The 19662-nt window shown below is 67.3% G+C and carries 19 protein-coding genes; 15 read left to right on the forward strand and 4 right to left on the reverse strand.

The window, feature by feature from the left end:
• Positions 1-393: 393 nt before the first annotated feature.
• The 5 genes from OHA61_RS30930 to OHA61_RS30950 all read left to right on the forward strand — a co-directional run bounded on the left by OHA61_RS30930 (position 394) and on the right by OHA61_RS30950 (position 4155).
• On the forward strand, positions 394-801 hold the full coding sequence (locus tag OHA61_RS30930; RefSeq protein ID WP_406305804.1) for a hypothetical protein: 408 nt from the start codon (positions 394-396) through the stop codon (positions 799-801).
• A gap of 14 nt (positions 802-815) precedes the next feature.
• The gene (locus OHA61_RS30935; RefSeq protein WP_406305805.1) at positions 816-2624 is read left to right on the forward strand and encodes a DNA polymerase; all 1809 of its coding nucleotides are present in this window, start codon (positions 816-818) and stop codon (positions 2622-2624) included.
• Between the two features lie 6 nt (positions 2625-2630).
• Positions 2631-2912: a hypothetical protein gene (locus OHA61_RS30940; RefSeq protein ID WP_406305806.1), complete on the forward strand. Its 282-nt coding sequence runs from the start codon at positions 2631-2633 to the stop codon at positions 2910-2912.
• Positions 2852-3283 (forward strand): SLOG family protein, encoded by a 432-nt coding sequence (locus OHA61_RS30945; RefSeq protein ID WP_406305807.1) that lies wholly within the window; start codon positions 2852-2854, stop codon positions 3281-3283. The genes OHA61_RS30940 and OHA61_RS30945 overlap by 61 nt, the downstream gene beginning before the upstream one ends.
• 620 nt (positions 3284-3903) lie before the next feature.
• Entirely contained in the window at positions 3904-4155 is a 252-nt protein-coding gene (locus tag OHA61_RS30950) for a hypothetical protein (protein ID WP_406305808.1), read from the forward strand.
• 50 nt (positions 4156-4205) lie between these two features.
• On the opposite strand, the gene OHA61_RS30955 is transcribed toward OHA61_RS30950, so the two are convergent.
• The 3 genes from OHA61_RS30955 to OHA61_RS30965 form a co-directional block, all read right to left on the reverse strand.
• Positions 4206-5690, reverse strand: a complete 1485-nt coding sequence (locus tag OHA61_RS30955; protein ID WP_406305809.1) for a recombinase family protein — start codon at positions 5688-5690, stop codon at positions 4206-4208.
• A gap of 212 nt (positions 5691-5902) precedes the next feature.
• A complete protein-coding gene (locus OHA61_RS30960; protein ID WP_406305810.1) occupies positions 5903-6895 on the reverse strand; it encodes a DEDDh family exonuclease in 993 nt (330 codons plus the stop codon).
• Between the two features lie 358 nt (positions 6896-7253).
• Complete coding sequence (locus tag OHA61_RS30965; RefSeq protein WP_406305811.1) at positions 7254-7874, reverse strand: TetR/AcrR family transcriptional regulator; 621 nt, start codon at positions 7872-7874, stop codon at positions 7254-7256.
• 93 nt (positions 7875-7967) lie between these two features.
• Between OHA61_RS30965 and OHA61_RS30970 the strand changes: the two genes are divergently transcribed.
• The 8 genes from OHA61_RS30970 (at position 7968) to OHA61_RS31005 (ending at position 15677) form a co-directional block, all read left to right on the forward strand.
• Entirely contained in the window at positions 7968-8765 is a 798-nt protein-coding gene (locus tag OHA61_RS30970) for an acetoacetate decarboxylase family protein (RefSeq protein WP_406305812.1), read from the forward strand.
• Complete coding sequence (locus tag OHA61_RS30975; RefSeq protein WP_406305813.1) at positions 8765-9649, forward strand: SDR family NAD(P)-dependent oxidoreductase; 885 nt, start codon at positions 8765-8767, stop codon at positions 9647-9649. The genes OHA61_RS30970 and OHA61_RS30975 overlap by 1 nt, the downstream gene beginning before the upstream one ends.
• Before the next feature lie 10 nt (positions 9650-9659).
• Entirely contained in the window at positions 9660-10949 is a 1290-nt protein-coding gene (locus tag OHA61_RS30980) for an amidohydrolase family protein (RefSeq protein ID WP_406305814.1), read from the forward strand.
• Positions 10946-12181 (forward strand): amidohydrolase family protein, encoded by a 1236-nt coding sequence (locus OHA61_RS30985; protein ID WP_406305815.1) that lies wholly within the window; start codon positions 10946-10948, stop codon positions 12179-12181. Before OHA61_RS30980 ends, OHA61_RS30985 begins: the two co-directional genes overlap by 4 nt.
• A 24-nt stretch (positions 12182-12205) precedes the next feature.
• Entirely contained in the window at positions 12206-12916 is a 711-nt protein-coding gene (locus tag OHA61_RS30990; protein WP_406305816.1) for a VIT family protein, read from the forward strand.
• A gap of 104 nt (positions 12917-13020) precedes the next feature.
• A complete protein-coding gene (locus tag OHA61_RS30995; RefSeq protein ID WP_406305817.1) occupies positions 13021-13905 on the forward strand; it encodes a sterol desaturase family protein in 885 nt (294 codons plus the stop codon).
• Positions 13906-13994: 89 nt separating this feature from the next.
• Complete coding sequence (locus tag OHA61_RS31000; RefSeq protein WP_406307540.1) at positions 13995-14600, forward strand: lysoplasmalogenase; 606 nt, start codon at positions 13995-13997, stop codon at positions 14598-14600.
• 18 nt (positions 14601-14618) lie between these two features.
• Positions 14619-15677, forward strand: a complete 1059-nt coding sequence (locus OHA61_RS31005; protein WP_406305818.1) for a zinc-dependent alcohol dehydrogenase family protein — start codon at positions 14619-14621, stop codon at positions 15675-15677.
• 57 nt (positions 15678-15734) lie between these two features.
• On the opposite strand, the gene OHA61_RS31010 is transcribed toward OHA61_RS31005, so the two are convergent.
• Positions 15735-17267: a S8 family peptidase gene (locus OHA61_RS31010; RefSeq protein ID WP_406305819.1), complete on the reverse strand. Its 1533-nt coding sequence runs from the start codon at positions 17265-17267 to the stop codon at positions 15735-15737.
• A 253-nt stretch (positions 17268-17520) separates the two neighbouring features.
• Between OHA61_RS31010 and OHA61_RS31015 the strand changes: the two genes are divergently transcribed.
• A complete protein-coding gene (locus OHA61_RS31015; protein WP_266477849.1) occupies positions 17521-17886 on the forward strand; it encodes a DUF485 domain-containing protein in 366 nt (121 codons plus the stop codon).
• A complete protein-coding gene (locus OHA61_RS31020) occupies positions 17883-19523 on the forward strand; it encodes a cation acetate symporter (protein WP_406305820.1) in 1641 nt (546 codons plus the stop codon). The genes OHA61_RS31015 and OHA61_RS31020 overlap by 4 nt, the downstream gene beginning before the upstream one ends.
• Positions 19524-19662: the final 139 nt, after the last annotated feature.

A 19662-nucleotide genomic window follows, 5' to 3' on the forward strand; every position in this document is an offset into this window, starting at 1 on the left:
GCCAACCGCTTTTACGTAGGCACCTGACAGGGGGCCGGGGTTTTCCTCGGCCCCCTTTCCTTTTGGGGTCCTACGTAAACCTTTCGAGCCTGTACTTCTGGCTCGGCTTCTGTTGAGCCATAGCTCTATGGATTCTTTGGCGGTTCGCCGTCGCTAACGGGGGGCGGGGGGATTCTCAGACTACTTGACCTTTACTGCTGCCAGGGGGGAGCGGGAAAGGGATACAACAACGCGGGGTTTGAAGTCGTGGGCGTGGACATCTTTCCTCAGCCTCGATACCCATTTGAGTTCGTACGAGCCGAGGCAATTCAGTTCCTCCTCACGTACGGGCATCGTTTCGACTTCATACATGCTTCGCCGCCATGTCAGCTCTATAGCAAGACTCAGCGCATCATGCAGAACGAGCACCGGGACCTATTGGGGCCGACCCGTACAGCTCTAGAGGCTGTCGGAGTCCCGTGGGTGATTGAGAACGTCATGGGTGCAGTGGACGAAATGAGAGACCCTGTGCTTTTGTGTGGCGCCTACTTCGGGCTCAACACCTACCGGCATCGGCTCTTTGAAACGGGGGGTTGGGACTTGCCGCAGCCTGAACACCCCGCCCACACAAGACGGCAAACAAAGATGGGCCGCAGACGGAAGCCCGACGAGATGGGCTATTACGTCGGCAACTTCATCGGCGTTGATGACGCCAAGGAAGACCTTGACGTTCCTTGGATGTCCCGCGAGGGAATTCGTGAGTGCATCCCGCCTGCCTACGCGGAGTACGTAGGAAAGGCATTCATTGAGCAACTGGACTAGACGGGGGAGGTCTCTTGAAGCAGCTCGCTTATCGGCTGAAGGGTCAGCCGATCTCCATTCGGGTTGTCGAGACAGAGAGGGACCTCCCCGGGTTCGAGGAGTTCATCTCTCGGCATCGCATCCTCGGATTCGATACAGAGACGACGGGGCTCGACTGGTGGGCTTCTGACTTCCGGTGCCGGCTGGCGCAGTTCGGGACGGGAGCAGATTCCTGGGTCATCCCCGTGGAGAAGGGCTCTGCTTTCGCTGAAGCGGTCCGTAGGGCCCTCCTCAGCCTTGAATGGCTGGTTGCCCACAACGGGACCTATGACCTTCACGTCGTGGAATCCACGCTAGGAATCCCCATGGAGGAGCTTGCTCCGAAGATGTGGGATACCAAACTCTTGGCTCACCTTGTTGACCCGAGGGCCGTGAAGGAAAAGGGCCCTGGTCTGAAGCTGGAAGAACTGACAAAGTTCTACGTCTGCGAGAAGACCGCCGAAGAGGTCAAGGGCTCTATTACCGCTCTGGCCAAGAAGTACAAGACCACGAAGGAGAAGATTTGGAAGCTGGTCGAGTTGTTCGATCCGGACTTCTTGCTGTACTCGGGAATGGACCCGGCTCTTGCATACCGACTCTTCCAGATCCTCTATCGGCTGGTTCCGGCTCGATCTAAGGCACAAGGACTCATTGGCTGGGAGCACCGGCTTGCTCATGTGACTGCCAAGATGGAGCGAACCGGCTATCTCCTGGATGTCGAGTACGCCGAAATGCGGTGCGGGGAACTCACGGCGGAGCAGGAGAGATGGGAAGCTGTTGCTAAGACGTTTGAGGTCGAGAACGTCAACAGCAATCAGCAGTTGATCGAAGCCTTCACGCGTTTCGGTGTGAAGCTCACCAAGAGGACTAAGCCCAGTAAGAATCATCCCAATGGCCAACTGGCCATGGATGACGACGTACTCACTGGACTGAAGCATCCTTTGGCGGATGCGGTGGTGCAGGCAAAGAAGGCGGGCAAGTGGCGGAAAACGTGGTTTGAGAGGGCGCTCAAGGGTCGGGACGCCAACAACCGCGTACACGCCTCCATCAATTCACTACAGGCCCGTACCTCTCGGATGAGCATTTCAGGGAGCATTCCGGCGCAGACATTCCCCTCGGGGGACGGCTACGTACGGCATATGTTCCTCGCCGATGAGGGGCACGTCTCGTGCTCCATCGACTTCGGCAACATGGAATTGCGTTACCTGGCTGCGTTCTCTCGTGACCCAACGATGTTGAACGCATTCCTTAACGGCCTGGATCTGCACCAGATCACCGCTGATGCTGCCGAGGTCGCTCGGAAAATCGGCAAGATGGCGAACTTCCTCACGGTCTATGGGGGTGGCTGGGCTGCCCTCATGGAGCAGGCCCACGTCGATGAGGAGACGGCTCGGAAGGTTCTGGACGCCTTTGCCAGGACGTATCCGGGGGTCGGTGCGTTCGGTAAGCGTCTGGCGGACGAAGCCCGTAGAACCGGCTTTGTCTATACAGCCACGGGAAGGCGCCTGCCGGTTGACCCCGGTAAGTGGTTCCGGGCCCTCAACTATTTCGTGCAGGGCGGCTCTAGGGATGTAACCGCTAGGGCCCTGCTGGAGCTTGATAAGGCCGGATTCACGCCGTACATGCGGCTGCCTATCCATGACGAGATCGTTTTCAGCTTCCCGGAGAAGGAAGCCGTGGAGATGTCTCGTGAGGCAGCAAAGCACATGCAGTTCCCAGTACAGGGGCTCCTGATTCCGGCTGATGCGGAGATCGGTGGGCGCTCTTGGGGGAGCGTCCTGGAACTTGAAGACAGCAAGCACTGAGGAGACATGATGGGCGATAGCGAGCAGAGCGAGAACGGACAGGTCTCCGAAGCCGCGGGGACCTTGGAGGACCTGATTTCCGGCATCGAGACCCAGATGAACGCGGCCCGGCTGCAAAAGCAGGGTGCCTTTGCCGTCACAGCGGCCCGCATCTCGGGGACAGTCCTCGTTGAGGCGATGGCGGCCGGGGTCCCTCACGAGCTTGCTAAGGAGATGGCGGCCGACACGTGGAATTCCATCATGGGCTTTCAACCGCCCATCGTGGAGGACACAGAGGCGCAGGGCTGATCCGTCTACTCGTTACTGGCTCGCGCACGTGGACTGACGCCGACCTCCTACAAGGGGTCATTGGGGAAGTGCTCTGGCTCAGGAGGCTCAGGCCCCGTGATCTTCTGCTGATTCACGGGGCCTGCCCTCGGGGGGCCGATGCGATGGCCGACCAGTTCGCGCGAGACATCGGGATGAGCGTCCGCCGGCACCCGGCTGACTGGGACAACTACGGCAAGCGAGCCGGGTTTCTGCGGAACGCCAAGATGGTTCGAGCTGGAGCCGACTTGTGCTTTGCCTTCATCAGGGGTGGCAGTGCGGGGGCTTCCATGACTGCCGACCTAGCCATGAAGGCAGGAATACCAACTGAAGTCTTCAAACAGGGGGATTGATGTCTGCCGAGATGGGAAAACGCTGCGAGCCTTGGCAAAGGGATCTGGGGGGCCTGCCCTACGTTTCCATCGTTCCGGACCGAACTCCGGCTCTCAAGTATCACGTTGGTCTTGCCCGAGCCAAAGCCGCTGTGGCTTGGGAGCGGCCTTCTCGGTACAACCGCGATACCCGGCGGTTTGAGTACCGAGGCGTTCGCGGTGGCGAGATCTACGAACGGGATGGGCACTCCTGGAAGCTCCTTCACCGAGTGGAAGCGGGGACCATTCCGGAAGACCTGCCTTGGAGGAACGGCGGGGGTGGGCTGTGCGACGAAACGGAGATGGATTGTGAGTGATCTGGCCAGCCTTCCCCGCTTCCTCCCGAGCCCTCTGCTACAGGTGCCTACTCCGCCTAGAGGCGGCTGGTGTCCATGACATGTGAAGAGTGGCTAGACAAGTGGCTAGCCCGGGCCCCGATCCTGACTGAGGACCAGGTCGACGAGATCCTTGAACTAATGAATCTGAAGGACAGAGGTGAAGTCGGGCTGAGCTTCATGGCCGCTACGCTGACTGGGTAGACCCCCGGCTGGCAGAGCGCCGTCAGCTTGCCAGCGCCCTCCCTGCCCTCAACGATGCCGCGTATGACACGTTGCGAAGTGTGTGGGAACGACTACGAGCTTGCGTTCACCGTTGAGACCCAGGACGGTGCGCGGCACGTTTTCGATTCGTTCGCCTGCGCCATTCACCGCATGGCGCCCATCTGTGAGCACTGCCGGGTCCAGATCATCGGACAGGGCGTCGAGGTCGAGGGCCACTGGTACTGCGGGGCGCACTGCGCCCGCGCAGAAGGGAAGACGGGCATCGTGGACAAGGTAGGCAGCGTGACCGGATAGACCAGGCAACAGAAGGGCCCCTCCCGCGTGGGAGGGGCCCTCAGTGTTTGTCAAGCCGCGAGGAAGACGGGCTCCACTCGTGCGGGGTCGAATCGACCACCGCGGCTCTTGGCCGGGTGGATGAGCACGGCCCGCAGGACCTTCCGAACGATGATCCGCTGACGCTCGATGGACAGGTTCTCCCAGCCGTTCGTCAGCAGTTCTTCCGTGATGGAACGCGTGCCGACCGGGACCGAGTGGTACGCCCTGTCCGCCAGCAGCTCGTTCTTCCGGGCGTTCAGATCATCGAGTGCCGTGACGTACGAGGCGGCACGGACCTTCTTGGCCTTCCAGAGGTCCTGGAGTTCCGCGATCTCCTCCTCCACGTCCCTGAGCGCAGCCTCACCCGTCCACGGCTCGGCCGTCTCCGGGACCTGCTTCCGCTTGCTTGCCCTGAGCACCTGTGCCCAGACGAGTTCCTGAATCAGGGAGTCGAGCCTCGGGCCGTCGATCGCGAGCGCGCCGCAATGCTCGGGGCGCTGCTTGTTGCAGTTGTAGTTGTAGCCGGGCGTCCGCTCGCCCTTCTTCCACTTCGGGTGACCTTTGAGGCCGCCCCCGCACCTGCCGCATCGGGCGATGGCGGTCAGCAGGTAGCTGACGTTTGACTCGCTGGGGGTCGGCGTGGAGCCGGATGCCTTGATCGCCTGCACCAGGTGCCAGGTGTCGAGGGTGGGGAACAGCGGCTCCCAGTCACCCATGACGATTTCGTTGTCATCGTCGTAGATGATCTCTTCGTTGTAAGTGCGTACACCCCAGTTTCGCGGAGCAAGGATCATCGCTTTGGTGCCACCCCAGGTGAAGTGCTTCCCCGTGGCGCTGTTGATCACGTTCTCCTCCGCGAGCCACTTCATGACCGTGGCCACGCGATCCCCGGCGATGTACTTCTCCACGGCCTTGCGGCGGATCGGTGCGGCCTTGGGGTCAAGCTTGCTCGGGTCGCTCTCCAGCCAGCCGAATGTCAGTCCCATCGCGTGAGACTTCCCCTTCCGGGCCTTGGCGACGTTGGCGCGGACCACTCGTCGGCGCGTGTCCTCGGAGGACTTGTTCGCGATGTTCACGAACAGGCGGGCCGAGAATCGACCGTCCGAGGTGGTGAGGTCGAAGTTCTGTCCCGAGAGCGTCTTGAAGGCCAGGGGTTCCTTCGAGGTCTCGTAGATGTCGATGACCCGCTCAAGATCCCGCGGCTGCCGGTACACGCGGTCGATGTCGTAGGCGAGGATTCCGGAGATCCGACCGGCCTTGAGGTCCCTGACCATCTGCTCGAAGTCGGGGCGCTTGACGTTGCGCTTGAAGGCGCTGAGGTTGTTGTCCTCGTACCACTTGATCGGCGCACCACCGGAGAGGCTTTCGATGTCCTCGCGCTGGCGTAGGACGCCCCTGCGCTCCTCCTCAGCTGCTTGCTCGGGTGTGAGGAGCCCCGCCTTCACTGCTCTGCGGATCTCGGCAAGATCCGCATCGGAGATGCGGCAGTACCCCCCAACAGGCTTGGTCAGCACTGAGTCCCCTCCCGCTAGCGTGCGACGCTTGATGCTGAGGAGACTCTAGAGTCGAGTAGTCAACTGGGTCAAACAGGAGTACCGCGCCCTGCGCGTGCACCTCGAAGGACATGCCGTAGTCGTTTCCGCAAACCTCGCAACGTGCCATGCGCCACAGGGTGGGACGCGAGGCGGCCGTGGTGCGAGCGGGCAGCGGGCGAGTCGCCTCCGGTTCACTCCGATGCGGGTGCCGGGGCCACGTCCCGCAACAGCTGGGTGAAAGCCACCTCGTCGATGACCGGTGTGCCGTACGCCTTCGCCTTGACCGTCTTCGACGTCGAGGCCCCGGGATCGTTGGTCACCAGAAGGCTCGTCAGCCGGGACACGCTGGTGGCGACATGCAGGCCCGCCTCGATCGCCCGGTCCTCCAGCAGTTCGCGGTCGACGGAGGTGTCGCCGGAGAAGGCCACCCGCATGCCCTGCACGAGCGCCCCGCCCACCTCGTACCGCCCCGGGTTGGGGTAGGGACAGGCGGGGCGCTTTCGCGAGGGCCGCCAGCTGCTGTGCCCGTACGCGCTCTGGCCGTACGAAGCCTGGTAGCCGATCCGCGGAGCCGCGGGCGAGTCCGACCACTCGGTCAGCGGACGGCATTCGAGCAGCGGCAGCCGCACCCCGTCACGCGCCGCGGTGTGCAGACTCGGCCGGAACGCCTCGGCCAGCACGCGTGCGTCGTCCAGGGCGTGGTGCGCCCGCTGCTGTACGACGCCGAAGTGCGCGGCGAGCGACTCCAGCTTGTGATTGGGCAGCGGCAGCCGCAGCTCCTTGGAGAGCGCGATGGTGCACAGCCGCTGCCGCGTGGGGGCGGTGGCACTCGCGCGCGCGTACTCCCGGGAGATCATCGACCAGTCGAAGATGGCGTTGTGCGCGACGAGGACCCGGCCGTCGAGCCGCTCGGAGAACTCTTCGGCGATATCACCGAAAAGCGGTGCGCCTTCCAGCACATCGCTCGTCAGACCGTGGATCCACACCGGACCCGGATCCCGTTCCGGATTGACGAGGGTGTACCAGTGGTCCTCGACATTGCCCCGGGCGTCGAGACGGTACACAGCAGCGGAGATTATCCGGTCGTCGCGAGCGAGTCCGGTGGTCTCCACGTCGACGACCGCGTATCCCTGGGGATACGCGGCCGGCCACGCTGTAGCTGCGGTTGTACGGTCGTCGAGCATGGTCACAGAGAATACGGGCCCGCACTGACAACTTCGGATGGGCCCGGTCCGCCGGCCGGCCGGTCCGGCGCGGCGGCGAGGTGCCCGGCAGTGCGCTGTTCCAGGCCACCCCCGTCAACGGGCCCCGGCGGCAGGCGAGATACGGTCCCGGCCGCCCGACGGGGTGTCACCTGACCGTGTGTCGCGCGGGGGCCAGGCCGTGTCTGACAAATAGCGCCGTCCGCCCGCAGGGCGGGGTGCGCGGCGTCCGGTGCGTGCAATCGCAAGGCGGAGGATCGTCCTCGTACCGGACGTACTTGGATGACTCCGACAACGCAGCGAGTGTGCGTGCCGGGCGTCGCGCACCAGGCGAGATTTGTCAGACACGGCCTAGCAGCGCGCTCACCAGTGCCCTCGCGGAGGCGGTGAACAGCTTCTCTGGGTCGGCGGGCCTCGCCAGCGCGCGGGCCAGCGCCGGGTCGTGCTCCGCCGTCCGCGCGTCCCACAGCTCCTGCTCCCCGGGCGACTGGACGGGCGAGCGTTCCCGGTTGCGCTCGACGAGTACGAAGCCGACGACCTGGAACTGGACGGCGCGCACCGCCTCGGCCGCGCGCGCCCCGCGCAGTCCCGCGGCGTGCACCTCGTGGACGAGCGCCTGCTGCGCGGGCAGGAACATCCGTTCCGTGAGCCCCCGTTCATGGACCATCGCGATCAGATGGGGGCGTTCGCGCAGCTCACGGCGCAGCCGCCGGGCGACCGAGACGATGCGCTGAGCGGGCGTACGGCCGGCGGGCCGGATCGCGCCCATCTCCTGAACCGTCCGCTCCACCAGTGCGTCGAGCAGCGACTCGCGATTGCCGACGTGCCAGTAGATCGAGGTGACCGCCGTGCCCAGCTCGGCGGCGAGCTTGCGCATGGTGAGGGCCCCCGGGCCGTGCTGCCTGACGAGCGAGGCGGCGGCTTCGAGCACCTCTTCGCGGGTCAGCGCGGTTCTCGGCATGGTGCCCCCAACTCCGGTACGTGCACGGCTCTTTACCCTTCATCGACCTCGGTGTAACTGTGTTACAGGCCGACTGACGAAGGGCGGTACGACATGGCACGCGTACGGTACGGCGCGCGCACCGAGGCGGAGATCGCCGCGGCCCGCGCATCCAGCTCCCGGCTTCCCGACATCTGGTCCACCGGCGTCGTGGCGGTCTGGGAGAGCGACCCCGACGCGGTGGCGGCCGTACTTCCGCCGCCGCTCAAACCCACCGAACGGCCCCTGGTGCGGGCCAGTATCAGCAAGGTCGACCTGTCCGGCCATCCGCTCGGCGCCGGCTCCGTGGCCGTCGCGGCGCTCCACGACGGACGCGAGGGCTGGTACCCGCTCGTCATGCCGATGACCCACGAGCGCGCACTGGTCGGCGGACGGGAAGTCTTCGGCGAGCCGAAGAAGCTGGGCGAGGTCGGTGTCGAGCGCGACGGCCTGGTCGTACGGGCCGTGCTCGCCCGGCACGGTATCGCCTTCGTCGAGGTGCGCGGAGCGGTGGACGGCCCGCTGCCACTGCCCGAAACGGCTGAAAAGCTCGACTTCTACTTCAAGTTCCTGCCCGCGGTCGACGGACAGGGCTTCGACGCCGACCCCGTCCTCGTGCACTGCACGCGCAACGAGAAGTTCCGCAAGCTGGAGAAGCTCACCGGCGATGTGGTGCTGCGCGAGTCGATGTACGACCCCGTCGCGGACCTGCCCGTACGCCGTGTCGTCGAGCTCACCATCGGCGAGAAGACCACCGACCAGAAGGGCCGCGTCGCCGAGCGGGTGAGCGCCCAGGCGCTGCTGCCCTACATCCACCAGCGCTACGACGACCCGCAGCAGATCCTCGACGCTCCCCCTGCGGGGAGCGCCTGATGCGGCTGAGACAGGGACAGGTCGCCGTCGTCACGGGCGCGGCGAGCGGTGTCGGGCTCGCCATGGCGCGGCGGTTCGCGGCCGAGGGCCTGGGGGTCGTTCTCGCGGACGTCGAGGAGCAGGCCCTGCACAAGGCGGCGGACGAACTCACCGCGGACGGGGCGCGGGTGCTCGCCCACACCGTCGACGTGGCGGACCGAGCCTCCGTCTTCCAGCTTGCCGACGCCGCGTACGAGACCTTCGGCGCCGTTCATGTGCTGTGCAACAACGCGGGGGTCGGCTCCGGCGCCGAGGGCCGGATGTGGGAGCACGAGCCCAATGACTGGAAATGGGCCTTCGCCGTCAACGTCTGGGGTGTCTTCCACGGCATCCAGGCCTTCGTGCCGCGCATGATCGCGAGCGGTGAGCCGGGCCATGTCGTCAACACCTCGTCCGGCGACGGCGGGATCGCGCCCCTGCCCACCGCGTCCGTGTACGCGGTCACCAAGTCGGCGGTGGTGACGATGACGGAGTCGCTGTATGCGCATCTGAAGGCGGAGCACGCGCGCGTGGGCGCCTCCGTCCTCTTCCCGGGCCCGCACATGCTGCGGACCGGACTGTGGGAGTCGCACCGCAACAGGCCCGAGCGGTACGCGAAGGAGCGCCCGCGCAAGACGCCCTACCGCAGCCTGGACCAGTGGGAGAAGGCGATGAAGGACGCCGGCCACGAGGTGAGGTTCACCCCGGTCGAGGAGGTCGCCGACTTCGTCGTGGACTCGATCCGCGCGGACCGTTTCTGGATGCTGCCCGCGAGCGAGCACAGCGACCGGCAGATCCGCGCCAGGTCGCAGTCGATGCTCGACCGCGCGGACCCGTCGTACCTGGAAAGCTTCATTCTCGACTGAGGGACACCTGATGTCAGAGTCAAGGTCAGACCCCTACCTCATCATTTCCTCCGACTGCCACGCCGGGCTGCCGACCGAGCGGTACCGGCCCTATCTGGAGTCCCGCCACCATCGGGACTTCGACGCATTCCTCGCCGGGCAGGGCCGTCGCCGTGAGGAGATGACCCGGCTCGGCGTACGCAACGAGGCCTTCGCCGACAAGTGGTTCAGCGACAACGAGGAAGGTCTCAAGGGCGGTTGGGACACCGCCCAGCGGCTCAAGGAACTCGACGGCGACGGAGTGGCGGCCGAGGTCGTCTTCCCGGACGCGGACGCCGTCGACAGCCAGACCGCCGCGCCCTTCGGAGTGGGGCTCGGCCTGAGCGGCGACCAGGACCCCGAACTCGGCATGGCGGGTGCGCGGGCGCACAACCGCTGGCTGGCCGAATTCGTCGGCCAGAACCCGGAGCGTCACTGCGGGGTCGCCCTGCTGCCCATCACGGCGGAGCCCGCGAAGGTCGTCGCCGAGATCCACCGGGCCAAGGAGTCCGGGCTCGGCGCGCTGATGATCCCCTCGATGTGGGTCGACAAGGAGCCGTACCACGACCGGCGTTACGACCCGGTGTGGGCGGCCGCAGCGGAGAGCGGGATGCCGGTGGTCACCCACTCCGGCGCGGCGCCCCGCCACGAGTACGGCGACCACCTCGGCATCTATGTCTCCGAGGTCACCTGGTGGCCCGCGCGGCCGCTGTGGTTCCTGCTCTGGTCCGGCGTCTTCGAGCGCCACCCGGGCCTGAAGTTCGGCGTCGCGGAGTCCGGCTGCTGGTGGCTTCCCAACCAGCTGTGGTTCATGGACCGGCTCTATCTCGGCGCGCACGGCGGCAAGAAGCTCTCGCCCTTCGCCGAGCTGAAGCGGCCGCCGAGCGAGTATCTCGACCGGCAGATCTTCATCTGCGCCACCAACACCAAGCGGCGCGAACTCGCCCAGCGCTATGAGATCGGCGTCGACAACATCCTCTGGGGCAGCGACTTCCCGCACCCCGAGGGCACCTGGCCGGCCACGCGCGCGTGGCTCGCGAAAACCTTCCACGACATTCCCGTCGCCGAGACCCGCCGCATGCTGGGCCTGGCCGCCGCGGACGTCTTCGGCTTCGACACCGGAAAACTCGCCCCGATCGCCCGGCGCATCGGCCCGACCCCGGCCGAACTGGGCCAGTGCGAGGACCAGTCGGCCGTCGAGGCATCCTGGGCGAGGTCACGGGAGGTGGGCCGCCACTGGCTGACCGAGCACGACTTCCCTGTCCTGGGGGCCTCGTCATGAGAGACGGAGCCGACCGCTACACCGTCATCTCGGCCGACTGTCACGCCGGGGCCGATCTCCTCGACTACAAGCCGTATCTGGACAAGAGGTACCACGACGACTTCGACGCCTGGGCGGCCGCCTACGTCAATCCGTACGAGGATCTGCTCGCCGACACCGCCGACCGCAACTGGAATTCGCAGCGCCGCCTCAGTGAGCTGGAGGCCGACGGCATCGTCGCCGAGGTCGTCTTCCCCAACACCATCCCGCCGTTCTTCCCCAGCGCCTCGCTGATGGCCCCGGCGCCCACGCGGGAGGAGTACGAACAGCGCTGGGCCGGGCTGCGTGCCCACAACCGCTGGCTCGCCGACTTCTGCGCGGCGGCGCCCGGGCGGCGGGCGGGCGTGGCACAGATCCTTCTCAACGACGTCGAGGAGGCGGTCCGCGAGATCCGCCGCACCAGCCGGGCGGGCCTCACCGGCGGAATCCTGCTGCCGGGCACACCACCCGGCTCGGGCCTTCCCGAGCTGTACTCGCAGACCTACGACCCGATCTGGGCGGTCTGCGACGAGCTCGGCGTACCCGTCAACCACCACGGCGGCTCGGCGTCCCCGCCGCTGGGTGAAGAACCGGCGGCCCGCGCGGTGTTCATGGTGGAGACGACCTGGTTCTCGCACCGGGCCCTGTGGCATCTGATCTTCGGCGGAGCCTTCCGCCGTCACCCGCAGCTGAAGCTGGTCCTCACCGAACAGGGCTCGGGCTGGATCCCGGGCGTGCTCGACATGCTGGACTACTACCACGCGCGCCTGGTGGCCGCGGCGACGAGGGCCGCCACCGCGGAGTCCAAGTTCGGCGCGGGGCTTGCCGCTTCGATGGGCAGGGGCCCGAGTGAGGTCTGGCGCGAGAACTGCTTCGTCGGCGCGAGCTTCATGCGCCCGCACGAAGTGCCGCTGCGCGACCGGATCGGCCTCGACAAGATCATGTGGGGCTGCGACTATCCGCACGACGAAGGCACCACCCCCTACTCCCGCGAAGGCCTCCGCATCGCCTACGCGGGGCTGGAGAGGAACGAGGTCGCGGCGATGGCCGGCGGCAACGCCGCCCGGGTCTACGGCTTCGACCTCGGCGTCCTCGACCCCATCGCGGCCAAGGTCGGCCCGACGGTCGAGGAGATCGCCGAGCCCCTGACCGAGATCCCGGCGGCGGCGACCAGCCCCGCGTTCGCCCGGGGCGGGTCGGTGCGCGTCTGGTGAGAGGTGGGGTGAGACCCTCCCGTGGTGACCGACACACCGCACGACGAAGCCCACGGCGGGGCTCTCGGCGCGCGCCTCAACTGGCTGCGTGCCGCGGTCCTCGGCGCCAACGACGGCGTCGTGTCCACCGCGGGCCTCGTCGTCGGCGTGGCAGGCGCCACCGACTCGCGCGCCGCCCTCCTCACGGCCGGCCTCACGGGACTGCTCGCCGGATCGATGTCCATGGCGGCCGGCGAGTACGTCTCCGTCTCCACCCAGCGCGACTCCGAGAAGGCGGCCCTGGCCGTGGAACGGCGCGAGCTGCGGGAGCAGCCGGAGGAGGAACTGGAGGAGCTGACGGGCCTGTTGGTGGCCCGCGGCCTCTCGCAGGTCGTGGCCCGCGAGGCCGCCGAGCAGCTCACCGAACGCGACGCCCTGCGCGCCCACGCGCGCGTGGAGCTCGGCATCGACCCGGACGAGCTGGCCAACCCGTGGCACGCGGCCGGAGCGAGCTTCCTGGCGTTCACCGTGGGGGCGCTGCTGCCCCTGCTGGCAATTGTGCTTCCGCCCTCGTGGCTGCGCCTGCCGCTCACGGTCCTCTCGGTCCTCGCGGCCCTGACCCTCACGGGCTGGTGGAGCGCCCGCCTGGGCGCGGCATCGGCGGGGCCCGCGGTGCTGCGGAACGTGGGCGGCGGAGCGCTGGCCATGGCGGTCACGTATGGCGCAGGATCGGTGCTCGGCGCGGTGGGGGTTTGAGCGGCGCCTTGGCAGAAGTCACCAACCACAGCTGACAGGTGGTCTCACATACTTGTCGGTAACACCATCTAGCCGTAGCCCCGCCCCGCCTCTACGGTGCTCGCATGTCGAACCTGCCCGATGTCGTGCTGTGGTCGATACCCGCCTTCGTGCTGCTCACCGTCCTGGAGATCGTGAGCTACCGGATCCATCCCGACGGGGACGCCGCAGGCTACGAGACCAAGGACGCCGCCACCAGCATCGGTATGGGGCTCGGCAGTCTCGGCTTCGACTTCCTCTGGAAGATCCCCATCGTCGCGATCTACACGGCGGTGTACGAGCTCACCCCGGCCCGCGTCCCCCTCCTGTGGTGGACCGTTCCGCTGATGCTGCTCGCGCAGGACTTCTTCTACTACTGGTCCCACCGGGGCCACCACGTCATCCGGATCCTGTGGGCCTGCCATGTCGTCCACCACTCCAGCCGGAAGTTCAACCTCAGCACCGCGCTGCGCCAGCCCTGGACGAGCCTGACCGTCTGGCCGTTCTATCTGCCGCTCATCGCGTGCGGAGTGCATCCCGCCGCGCTCGCCTTCTGCTCATCGGCCAACCTCGTCTACCAGTTCTGGGTGCACACCGAGCGGATCGACAAGCTGCCGCGGCCCTTCGAGTACGTACTGAACACGCCCTCCCACCACCGGGTGCACCACGCCTCCCAAGGCGGTTACCTGGACCGGAACTTCGGCGGGATCCTCATCCTGTGGGACCGGCTGTTCGGGTCCTTCGCGCCGGAGACCGAGCGGCCCGTCTTCGGGCTCACCAAGAACATCGAGACGTACAACCCGCTGCGGGTCGCGACACACGAGTACGCGGCCATCGCGAGGGACGTACGGGCCGCGAGCACCTGGGGTGAGCGGGCCGGGCGCGTCTTCCGCGGGCCGGGCTGGCAGCCCGCCGCCACGCGGCCGGCTGGCGCACCGTTGGCGGAGACGGCCGCGGAGCCTGCCGCGTGAGCGCACCGGAAGGCGTCGGCGCCCGCGAGCCGGTCCGACGGCAGGCGGCCGCGGAATCCCACTCGGGCCGCGAGGCGCTCGCCCGTGTCCTGCTCATCGCCTTCGGCCTCGCCGTCGCCGTCGACCTCGGGTCCCTCCTCGCAGGCGCCGAAGCCGGTCACCAGATCGCCAAGCCCCTGCTCATGCCGCTGCTCGCGGGCCATGTGTACGCACGGGGCGGGCGGCGGATGCTGGTCGCCGCGCTGCTCTGCGGCTGGGGCGGGGATGTGTTCCTGCTGGCGTCGGCCGACATCGCCTTCCTTCTCGGTATGGGGTGCTTCGCGGCCGGGCACGTCTGCTACCTGCTGCTCTTCGGGTGGGGACGTACACACCCCGCGCTGGGCATCGGCTACGGCATCGCACTGGTCGTGGCCGTTGCCGTGCTCTGGCCGGACCTTCCGGCCGATCTGCGCATTCCGGTCGCCGGATACAGCGTGCTGCTCACCGCCATGGCCTACCGCTCGTCGCGGCTCGGGCTCCTGGTCGGGCTCGGCGGGGCGCTCTTCCTGCTCTCCGACATGCTCATCGCCACCGGTGTCGCCGACTGGCCGCAGCTGCCGCGCCCCGACTTCTGGATCATGCTGACGTATCTCGGCGCACAGGTGCTGCTCGCACAGGCGTACCGTGAAAGCCCCGTTGTCCGTTCCACTGTCTGATCAGCAAGGACCTGCCCCATGCGCGCCACCGTCATCCACGCCCCGCACGACATCCGCGTGGAGGAGGTGCCCGACCCCGCGATCCAGCAGCCGACCGATGTGGTGCTGCGCGTCCTGCGCGCCTGTATATGCGGCAGCGACCTGTGGGCGTACCGCGGTGAGGCGGCCCGGCAGCCGGGGCAGCGGATCGGCCATGAGTTCCTGGGCGTCGTCGAGGAGGCCGGTTCCGCGGTCACCGGCTTCGAGCCCGGCGATCTGGTCGTCGCTCCGTTCGTCTGGTCCGACGGCAGCTGCGAGTACTGCGCCGAAGGTCTGCAGACCTCCTGCCCGCAGGGCGGCTTCTGGGGCTCGATAGGCGCCGGGGGCCAGGCCTCCGACGGTGGCCAGGGCGAGGCCGTGCGCGTTCCCTTCGCCGACGGCACCCTCGTCAAGCTCCCCGCGGACGCCGCGTCCGACGACCGGCTGCTGACCGCGCTGCTCGCGCTCTCCGACGTCATGGGCACCGGGCACCACGCGGCGATCGGCGCGGGAGTCACCAAGGGTTCCACCGTCGCGGTGGTAGGCGACGGCGCGGTCGGCCTGTGCGGAGTGCTGGCCGCCAAGCGGCTCGGCGCCGAGCGGATCATCGCGCTCGGCCGCCACGAGGCGCGTACCGACATCGCCAGGACCTTCGGCGCCACCGATGTCGTCGCCGAGCGCGGCGACGCGGCCGTCGCAGCCGTCCGCGAACTGACCGGCGGACAGGGCGCGCAGGCCGTGATCGAGGCCGTCGGCACCGAGCAGTCGATGCGTACGGCCGTCGGGATCGCCCGCGACGGCGGCGCGATCGGCTATGTCGGCGTGCCCCACGGCAGCGGCACCGGCCTGGACCTGGGCGTCATGTTCGACCGGAACATCGCCCTGCGCGGCGGTGTCGCGCCCGTGCGCGCGTACATTCCCGAGCTGCTGCCCGACATCCTGGACGGCACGATCGACCCGTCGCCGGTCTTCGACCTGTCGGTCGGCCTCGACGGTGTTCCCGCGGGCTACCGGGCGATGGACGAGCGCACCGCGCTGAAGGTCCTCATCAAGCCGTGACACAGCGCGGAGGGCCGGACGCGACCCGCGCGTCCGGCCCCCCGAACTCCTCGGCCGTCAGCGGCGAACCGCGTCCAGCGCGTCCGCGACACCGGTGCCGTAGAAGCTGTTCTTGCGGGTGCCGCCCTCGCACACCGCGTCGATGGTGCCGTCCCCGTTGATGTCGTACGGGTTCGTGCAGGCCGTGTCGTCCGCCTCCGCGTACAGCAGGGCCTTCACCGCGGCCGCCGACGCGTGCGGGTGCTGCGACTTGATGAGCGCGACGACGCCCGCGACATGCGGCGAGGCCATCGACGTACCGGCCTTGTAGCCGTACTTGCCGCCCGGCAGCGTGGACAGGATCCGGCCGTCGACGGCCGGCGCGTCCGGCTTCTGGAAGGCGGTCGAGTCACCGCCGGGGGCGGAGATGTCGATGACGCCGAGACCGTAGTTGGAGTACGAGGACTTCAGGTTCTTCGCACCCAGCGCCGAGACGGTGACGACCCCGGGAATCTGGGTCGGAATGTCCAGGCACTCACGGGGGTTGATGACCCGCGTGCCCGGGGTGGTGTCGTTCGGGCTCGTCGTGTCGGTGAGCTCGTCGGCGGCGAGGTCCATCTTCGAGTTGCCGGCCGCGGCGACGTTCACCACGCCCTTGTGCTCCGCGTAGCCGATGGCCCGGCGGTGCGCCTCGACCAGAGCCCCCTGGTCGAGGTCGTTCTTGCAGTTGAACAGCCACGGGTCGGTGTAGTAGCTGTTGTTGGTCACATCGACGCCGTGCTCGGCGGCCCACACGAAGCCGCAGACGACGGCCTCGGTGTAGAAGAAGCCGTCCGTGGTCGCCACCTTGATGCCCGAGACCTTGACGCCCGGGGCGACACCCGTGATGCCGACGCCGTTCTTGGCCGCGGCTATCGTGCCCGCGACATGCGTGCCGTGGTCGCTCTCGTTGGCGGCCGGCCGCCAGGAGCCGGGAGTCGTGTCGGGCTTGCCGCTCACACAGTTGGCGGATGCCGCGACGTCGAAGTTCGGCGCGAGATCGGGGTGGGTGTCGTCGACACCGGTGTCGACGACCGCGACCGTGACCTTCTTGCTGCCCAGCGTCTTCTCGTGTGCCTTGTCCGCCTTGATGGCGGGCAGGTCCCACTGGAGGGGCTCGAGCGGGTCCTGACCGGCGTCCGCCTGCGCGGCCGCGGTCTTCGCCTCGTCGGCGGTCAGCGGGCGCTCGGAGTCGATCGCCGTGTCGCTCGCGGGGGCGATCGGCGCGGTGCGCGTCGCGCCCGCCGAGGCCACGCCCCGGACCTGACGGATCGTCTTGGCGAAGTCGGGGTTCTGCGAGTGGACGACGATGACGCCTATCTGGTCGTAGGCGATCACCACCGTGCCGCCGGCCTTGGCTATCGCCTTCTTCACCGATGTGGCGGCGTGGTGCCCGCCCTTGACGTTCACGACGTACGACAGCTTCGGGCCGTCGGTCACGACCGCGGCGGGTACCTCGTCCGCCTGAGCCGCCGACGCGGCCCCCGCGGGAAGGAAACCGAGCGAGGCCGTGAGCGCCAGACCTGCAGGCAGAGCGAGTGCGCGCCGCCGTCTGGATCCCAGATGAGCCATGGGTTCTCCACATCATCCGTGTCAACCGCCCAGACCCCTGTGAATGGGCGGGTACATGACCAGCGAAGCTATCGCCGATCATGGGCCGCCATCAATGAGTTCCTGGAAGAAATCGGTAAGAAAAAGGCCGATGTTGAACCGGCCCGGCGTGCTCTCCGTGCCGTTGTCAGGGGGTGGAGCAACATCAAAACCACCCCCGACCAGTGAGGTCCCCATGTCCAACCCCACCGCACCCGCGTCGCGAGGAGATTCCGTGGCCACCGATGCACCGCCGCCCCAGGGCGGTACGGACACCAGCCCCGTTCAGCCCACGACAGAGTCGTTCGTCGAGGTGCAGGAGAGTGCGGAATTCGGCGAACTGCGCCGCACATACCGCTCCTTCGCCTTTCCCCTGACCGTCGCCTTCATCGCCTGGTACCTGCTCTACGTTCTGCTGTCCAACTACGCCGGCGGCTTTATGGGCACCAAGCTCTTCGGCAACATCAATGTCGCCCTCGTCTTCGGACTCGCCCAGTTCGCCACCACGTTCCTCATCGCCTGGCTCTACTCGCGTCACGCAGCCGAGAAGCTCGACCCCAAGGCCGAGGCGATCAAGTCCCGTATGGAGGACGACGCATGAGCGCCGCGTACGCCGCGTATCCCACGGTCCAGCTCGCCGCCGAAGAAGCGAGCGAACACCGGCCGCTGATCATCACGCTCTTCGCGTGCTTCGTCGTCGCCACCCTGTTCATCACCGTGTGGGCCGGACGCCAGACCAAGAACGCCGCCGACTTCTACGCGGGCGGCCGCCAGTTCACCGGTTTCCAGAACGGTCTCGCGGTCTCCGGCGACTACATGTCGGCCGCCTCCTTCCTCGGTATCGCGGGCGCCATCGCCCTCTTCGGCTACGACGGATTCCTCTACTCGATCGGCTTCCTGGTCGCCTGGCTGGTCGCGCTGCTGCTGGTCGCCGAACCGCTGCGCAACTCCGGCCGCTACACGATGGGCGACGTCCTCGCCTACCGCATGCGCCAGCGCCCGGTCCGTACCGCCGCAGGCACCTCCACCATCGTCGTCTCGATCTTCTATCTGCTGGCGCAGATGGCGGGCGCGGGCGTGCTGGTCTCGCTGCTGCTCGGCATCACCAGCGACGCGGGCAAGATCGCGATCGTCGCCCTGGTCGGCGTACTGATGATCGTGTACGTGACCATCGGCGGCATGAAGGGCACCACCTGGGTGCAGATGGTCAAGGCCGTGCTGCTCATCGCGGGCACCGTGCTCATCACCTTCCTGATCCTGCTGAAGTTCAACTTCAACCTCTCCGACCTGCTCGGCAAGGCGGCCGAGAACAGCGGAAAGGGAGCGTCCTTCCTGGAGCCGGGGCTCAAGTACGGCAAGACCGGCACATCGAAGCTGGACTTCATCTCGCTCGGCATCGCGCTCGTGCTCGGCACCGCGGGACTGCCGCACATCCTGATCCGCTTCTACACCGTGCCCACCGCCAAGGCCGCGCGTAAGTCGGTCAACTGGGCGATCGGCATCATCGGCGCCTTCTATCTGATGACCATCGTGCTGGGCTTCGGCGCGGCTGCCCTGCTCAAGCCGGGCGACATCATCGCCTCCAACAAGGCGGGCAATACGGCGGCGCCACTGGCGGCCCTGGAGATCGGCGGCGGCTCGGGCTCCACGGGAGGTTCCGTCCTGCTGGCGGTGATCTCCGCGGTCGCCTTCGCCACCATCCTCGCGGTGGTCGCGGGCCTGACCCTGGCCTCCTCGTCCTCCTTCGCGCACGACATCTACGCGAACGTCATCCGCAAGGGCAAGGCGACCGACAAGGAAGAGGTCCGGGCGGCACGCTGGGCGACGGTCGCCATCGGCATCGTCTCGATCGCGCTCGGCGCGATGGCACGCGATCTGAACGTCGCCGGTCTGGTCGCCCTCGCCTTCGCGGTCGCCGCGTCCGCGAACCTGCCGACGATCCTCTACAGCCTGTTCTGGAAGAGGTTCACCACGCAGGGCGCCCTGTGGTCCATCTACGGCGGTCTGACCTCGGCCGTCGTGCTGGTGCTCTTCTCGCCGGTCGTCTCCGGCAAGCCCACCTCCATGTTCAAGGAGGCGGACTTCTACTGGTTCCCGCTGGAGAACCCTGGCATCGTCTCGATCCCGCTGGGCTTCCTGCTCGGCTGGCTCGGCACCCTGCTGTCCAAGGAGGAGCCCGACAAGGGCAAGTACGCGGAGCTCGAGGTCAAGTCCCTCACCGGCACCGGAGCCCACTGAGCCTCAGCAGGACGGCATCGTACGAGTCCGTGCCGCGGCCGCGTCGTAGAGTCCTACGACGCGGCCGCACCGCTCCTCGTGACAATCGGGCCCCGTCTGTTGTCGGTGCCCTGGCGTAGGCTCGGTAGCAATAAGATCC

The sequence above is a fragment of the Streptomyces sp. NBC_00885 genome, assembly GCF_045207475.1.
GTDB lineage: Bacteria > Actinomycetota > Actinomycetes > Streptomycetales > Streptomycetaceae > Streptomyces.

Bases quoted from the DNA above. Each gene is read 5' to 3' on its own strand.
- OHA61_RS30980 (WP_406305814.1), top strand. From the start codon at position 9,660: ATGTCAGAGTCAAGGTCAGACCCCTACCTCATCATTTCCTCCGACTGC.
- OHA61_RS30965 (WP_406305811.1), bottom strand. From the start codon at position 7,874: ATGCCGAGAACCGCGCTGACCCGCGAAGAGGTGCTCGAAGCCGCCGCC.
- OHA61_RS30985 (WP_406305815.1), top strand. From the start codon at position 10,946: ATGAGAGACGGAGCCGACCGCTACACCGTCATCTCGGCCGACTGTCAC.
- OHA61_RS30960 (WP_406305810.1), bottom strand. From the start codon at position 6,895: ATGCTCGACGACCGTACAACCGCAGCTACAGCGTGGCCGGCCGCGTAT.
- OHA61_RS30950 (WP_406305808.1), top strand. From the start codon at position 3,904: ATGACACGTTGCGAAGTGTGTGGGAACGACTACGAGCTTGCGTTCACC.
- OHA61_RS31005 (WP_406305818.1), top strand. From the start codon at position 14,619: ATGCGCGCCACCGTCATCCACGCCCCGCACGACATCCGCGTGGAGGAG.
- OHA61_RS30930 (WP_406305804.1), top strand. From the start codon at position 394: ATGCAGAACGAGCACCGGGACCTATTGGGGCCGACCCGTACAGCTCTA.
- OHA61_RS30970 (WP_406305812.1), top strand. From the start codon at position 7,968: ATGGCACGCGTACGGTACGGCGCGCGCACCGAGGCGGAGATCGCCGCG.
- OHA61_RS31010 (WP_406305819.1), bottom strand. From the start codon at position 17,267: ATGGCTCATCTGGGATCCAGACGGCGGCGCGCACTCGCTCTGCCTGCA.
- OHA61_RS30975 (WP_406305813.1), top strand. From the start codon at position 8,765: ATGCGGCTGAGACAGGGACAGGTCGCCGTCGTCACGGGCGCGGCGAGC.
- OHA61_RS31020 (WP_406305820.1), top strand. From the start codon at position 17,883: ATGAGCGCCGCGTACGCCGCGTATCCCACGGTCCAGCTCGCCGCCGAA.
- OHA61_RS30995 (WP_406305817.1), top strand. From the start codon at position 13,021: ATGTCGAACCTGCCCGATGTCGTGCTGTGGTCGATACCCGCCTTCGTG.
- OHA61_RS30940 (WP_406305806.1), top strand. From the start codon at position 2,631: ATGATGGGCGATAGCGAGCAGAGCGAGAACGGACAGGTCTCCGAAGCC.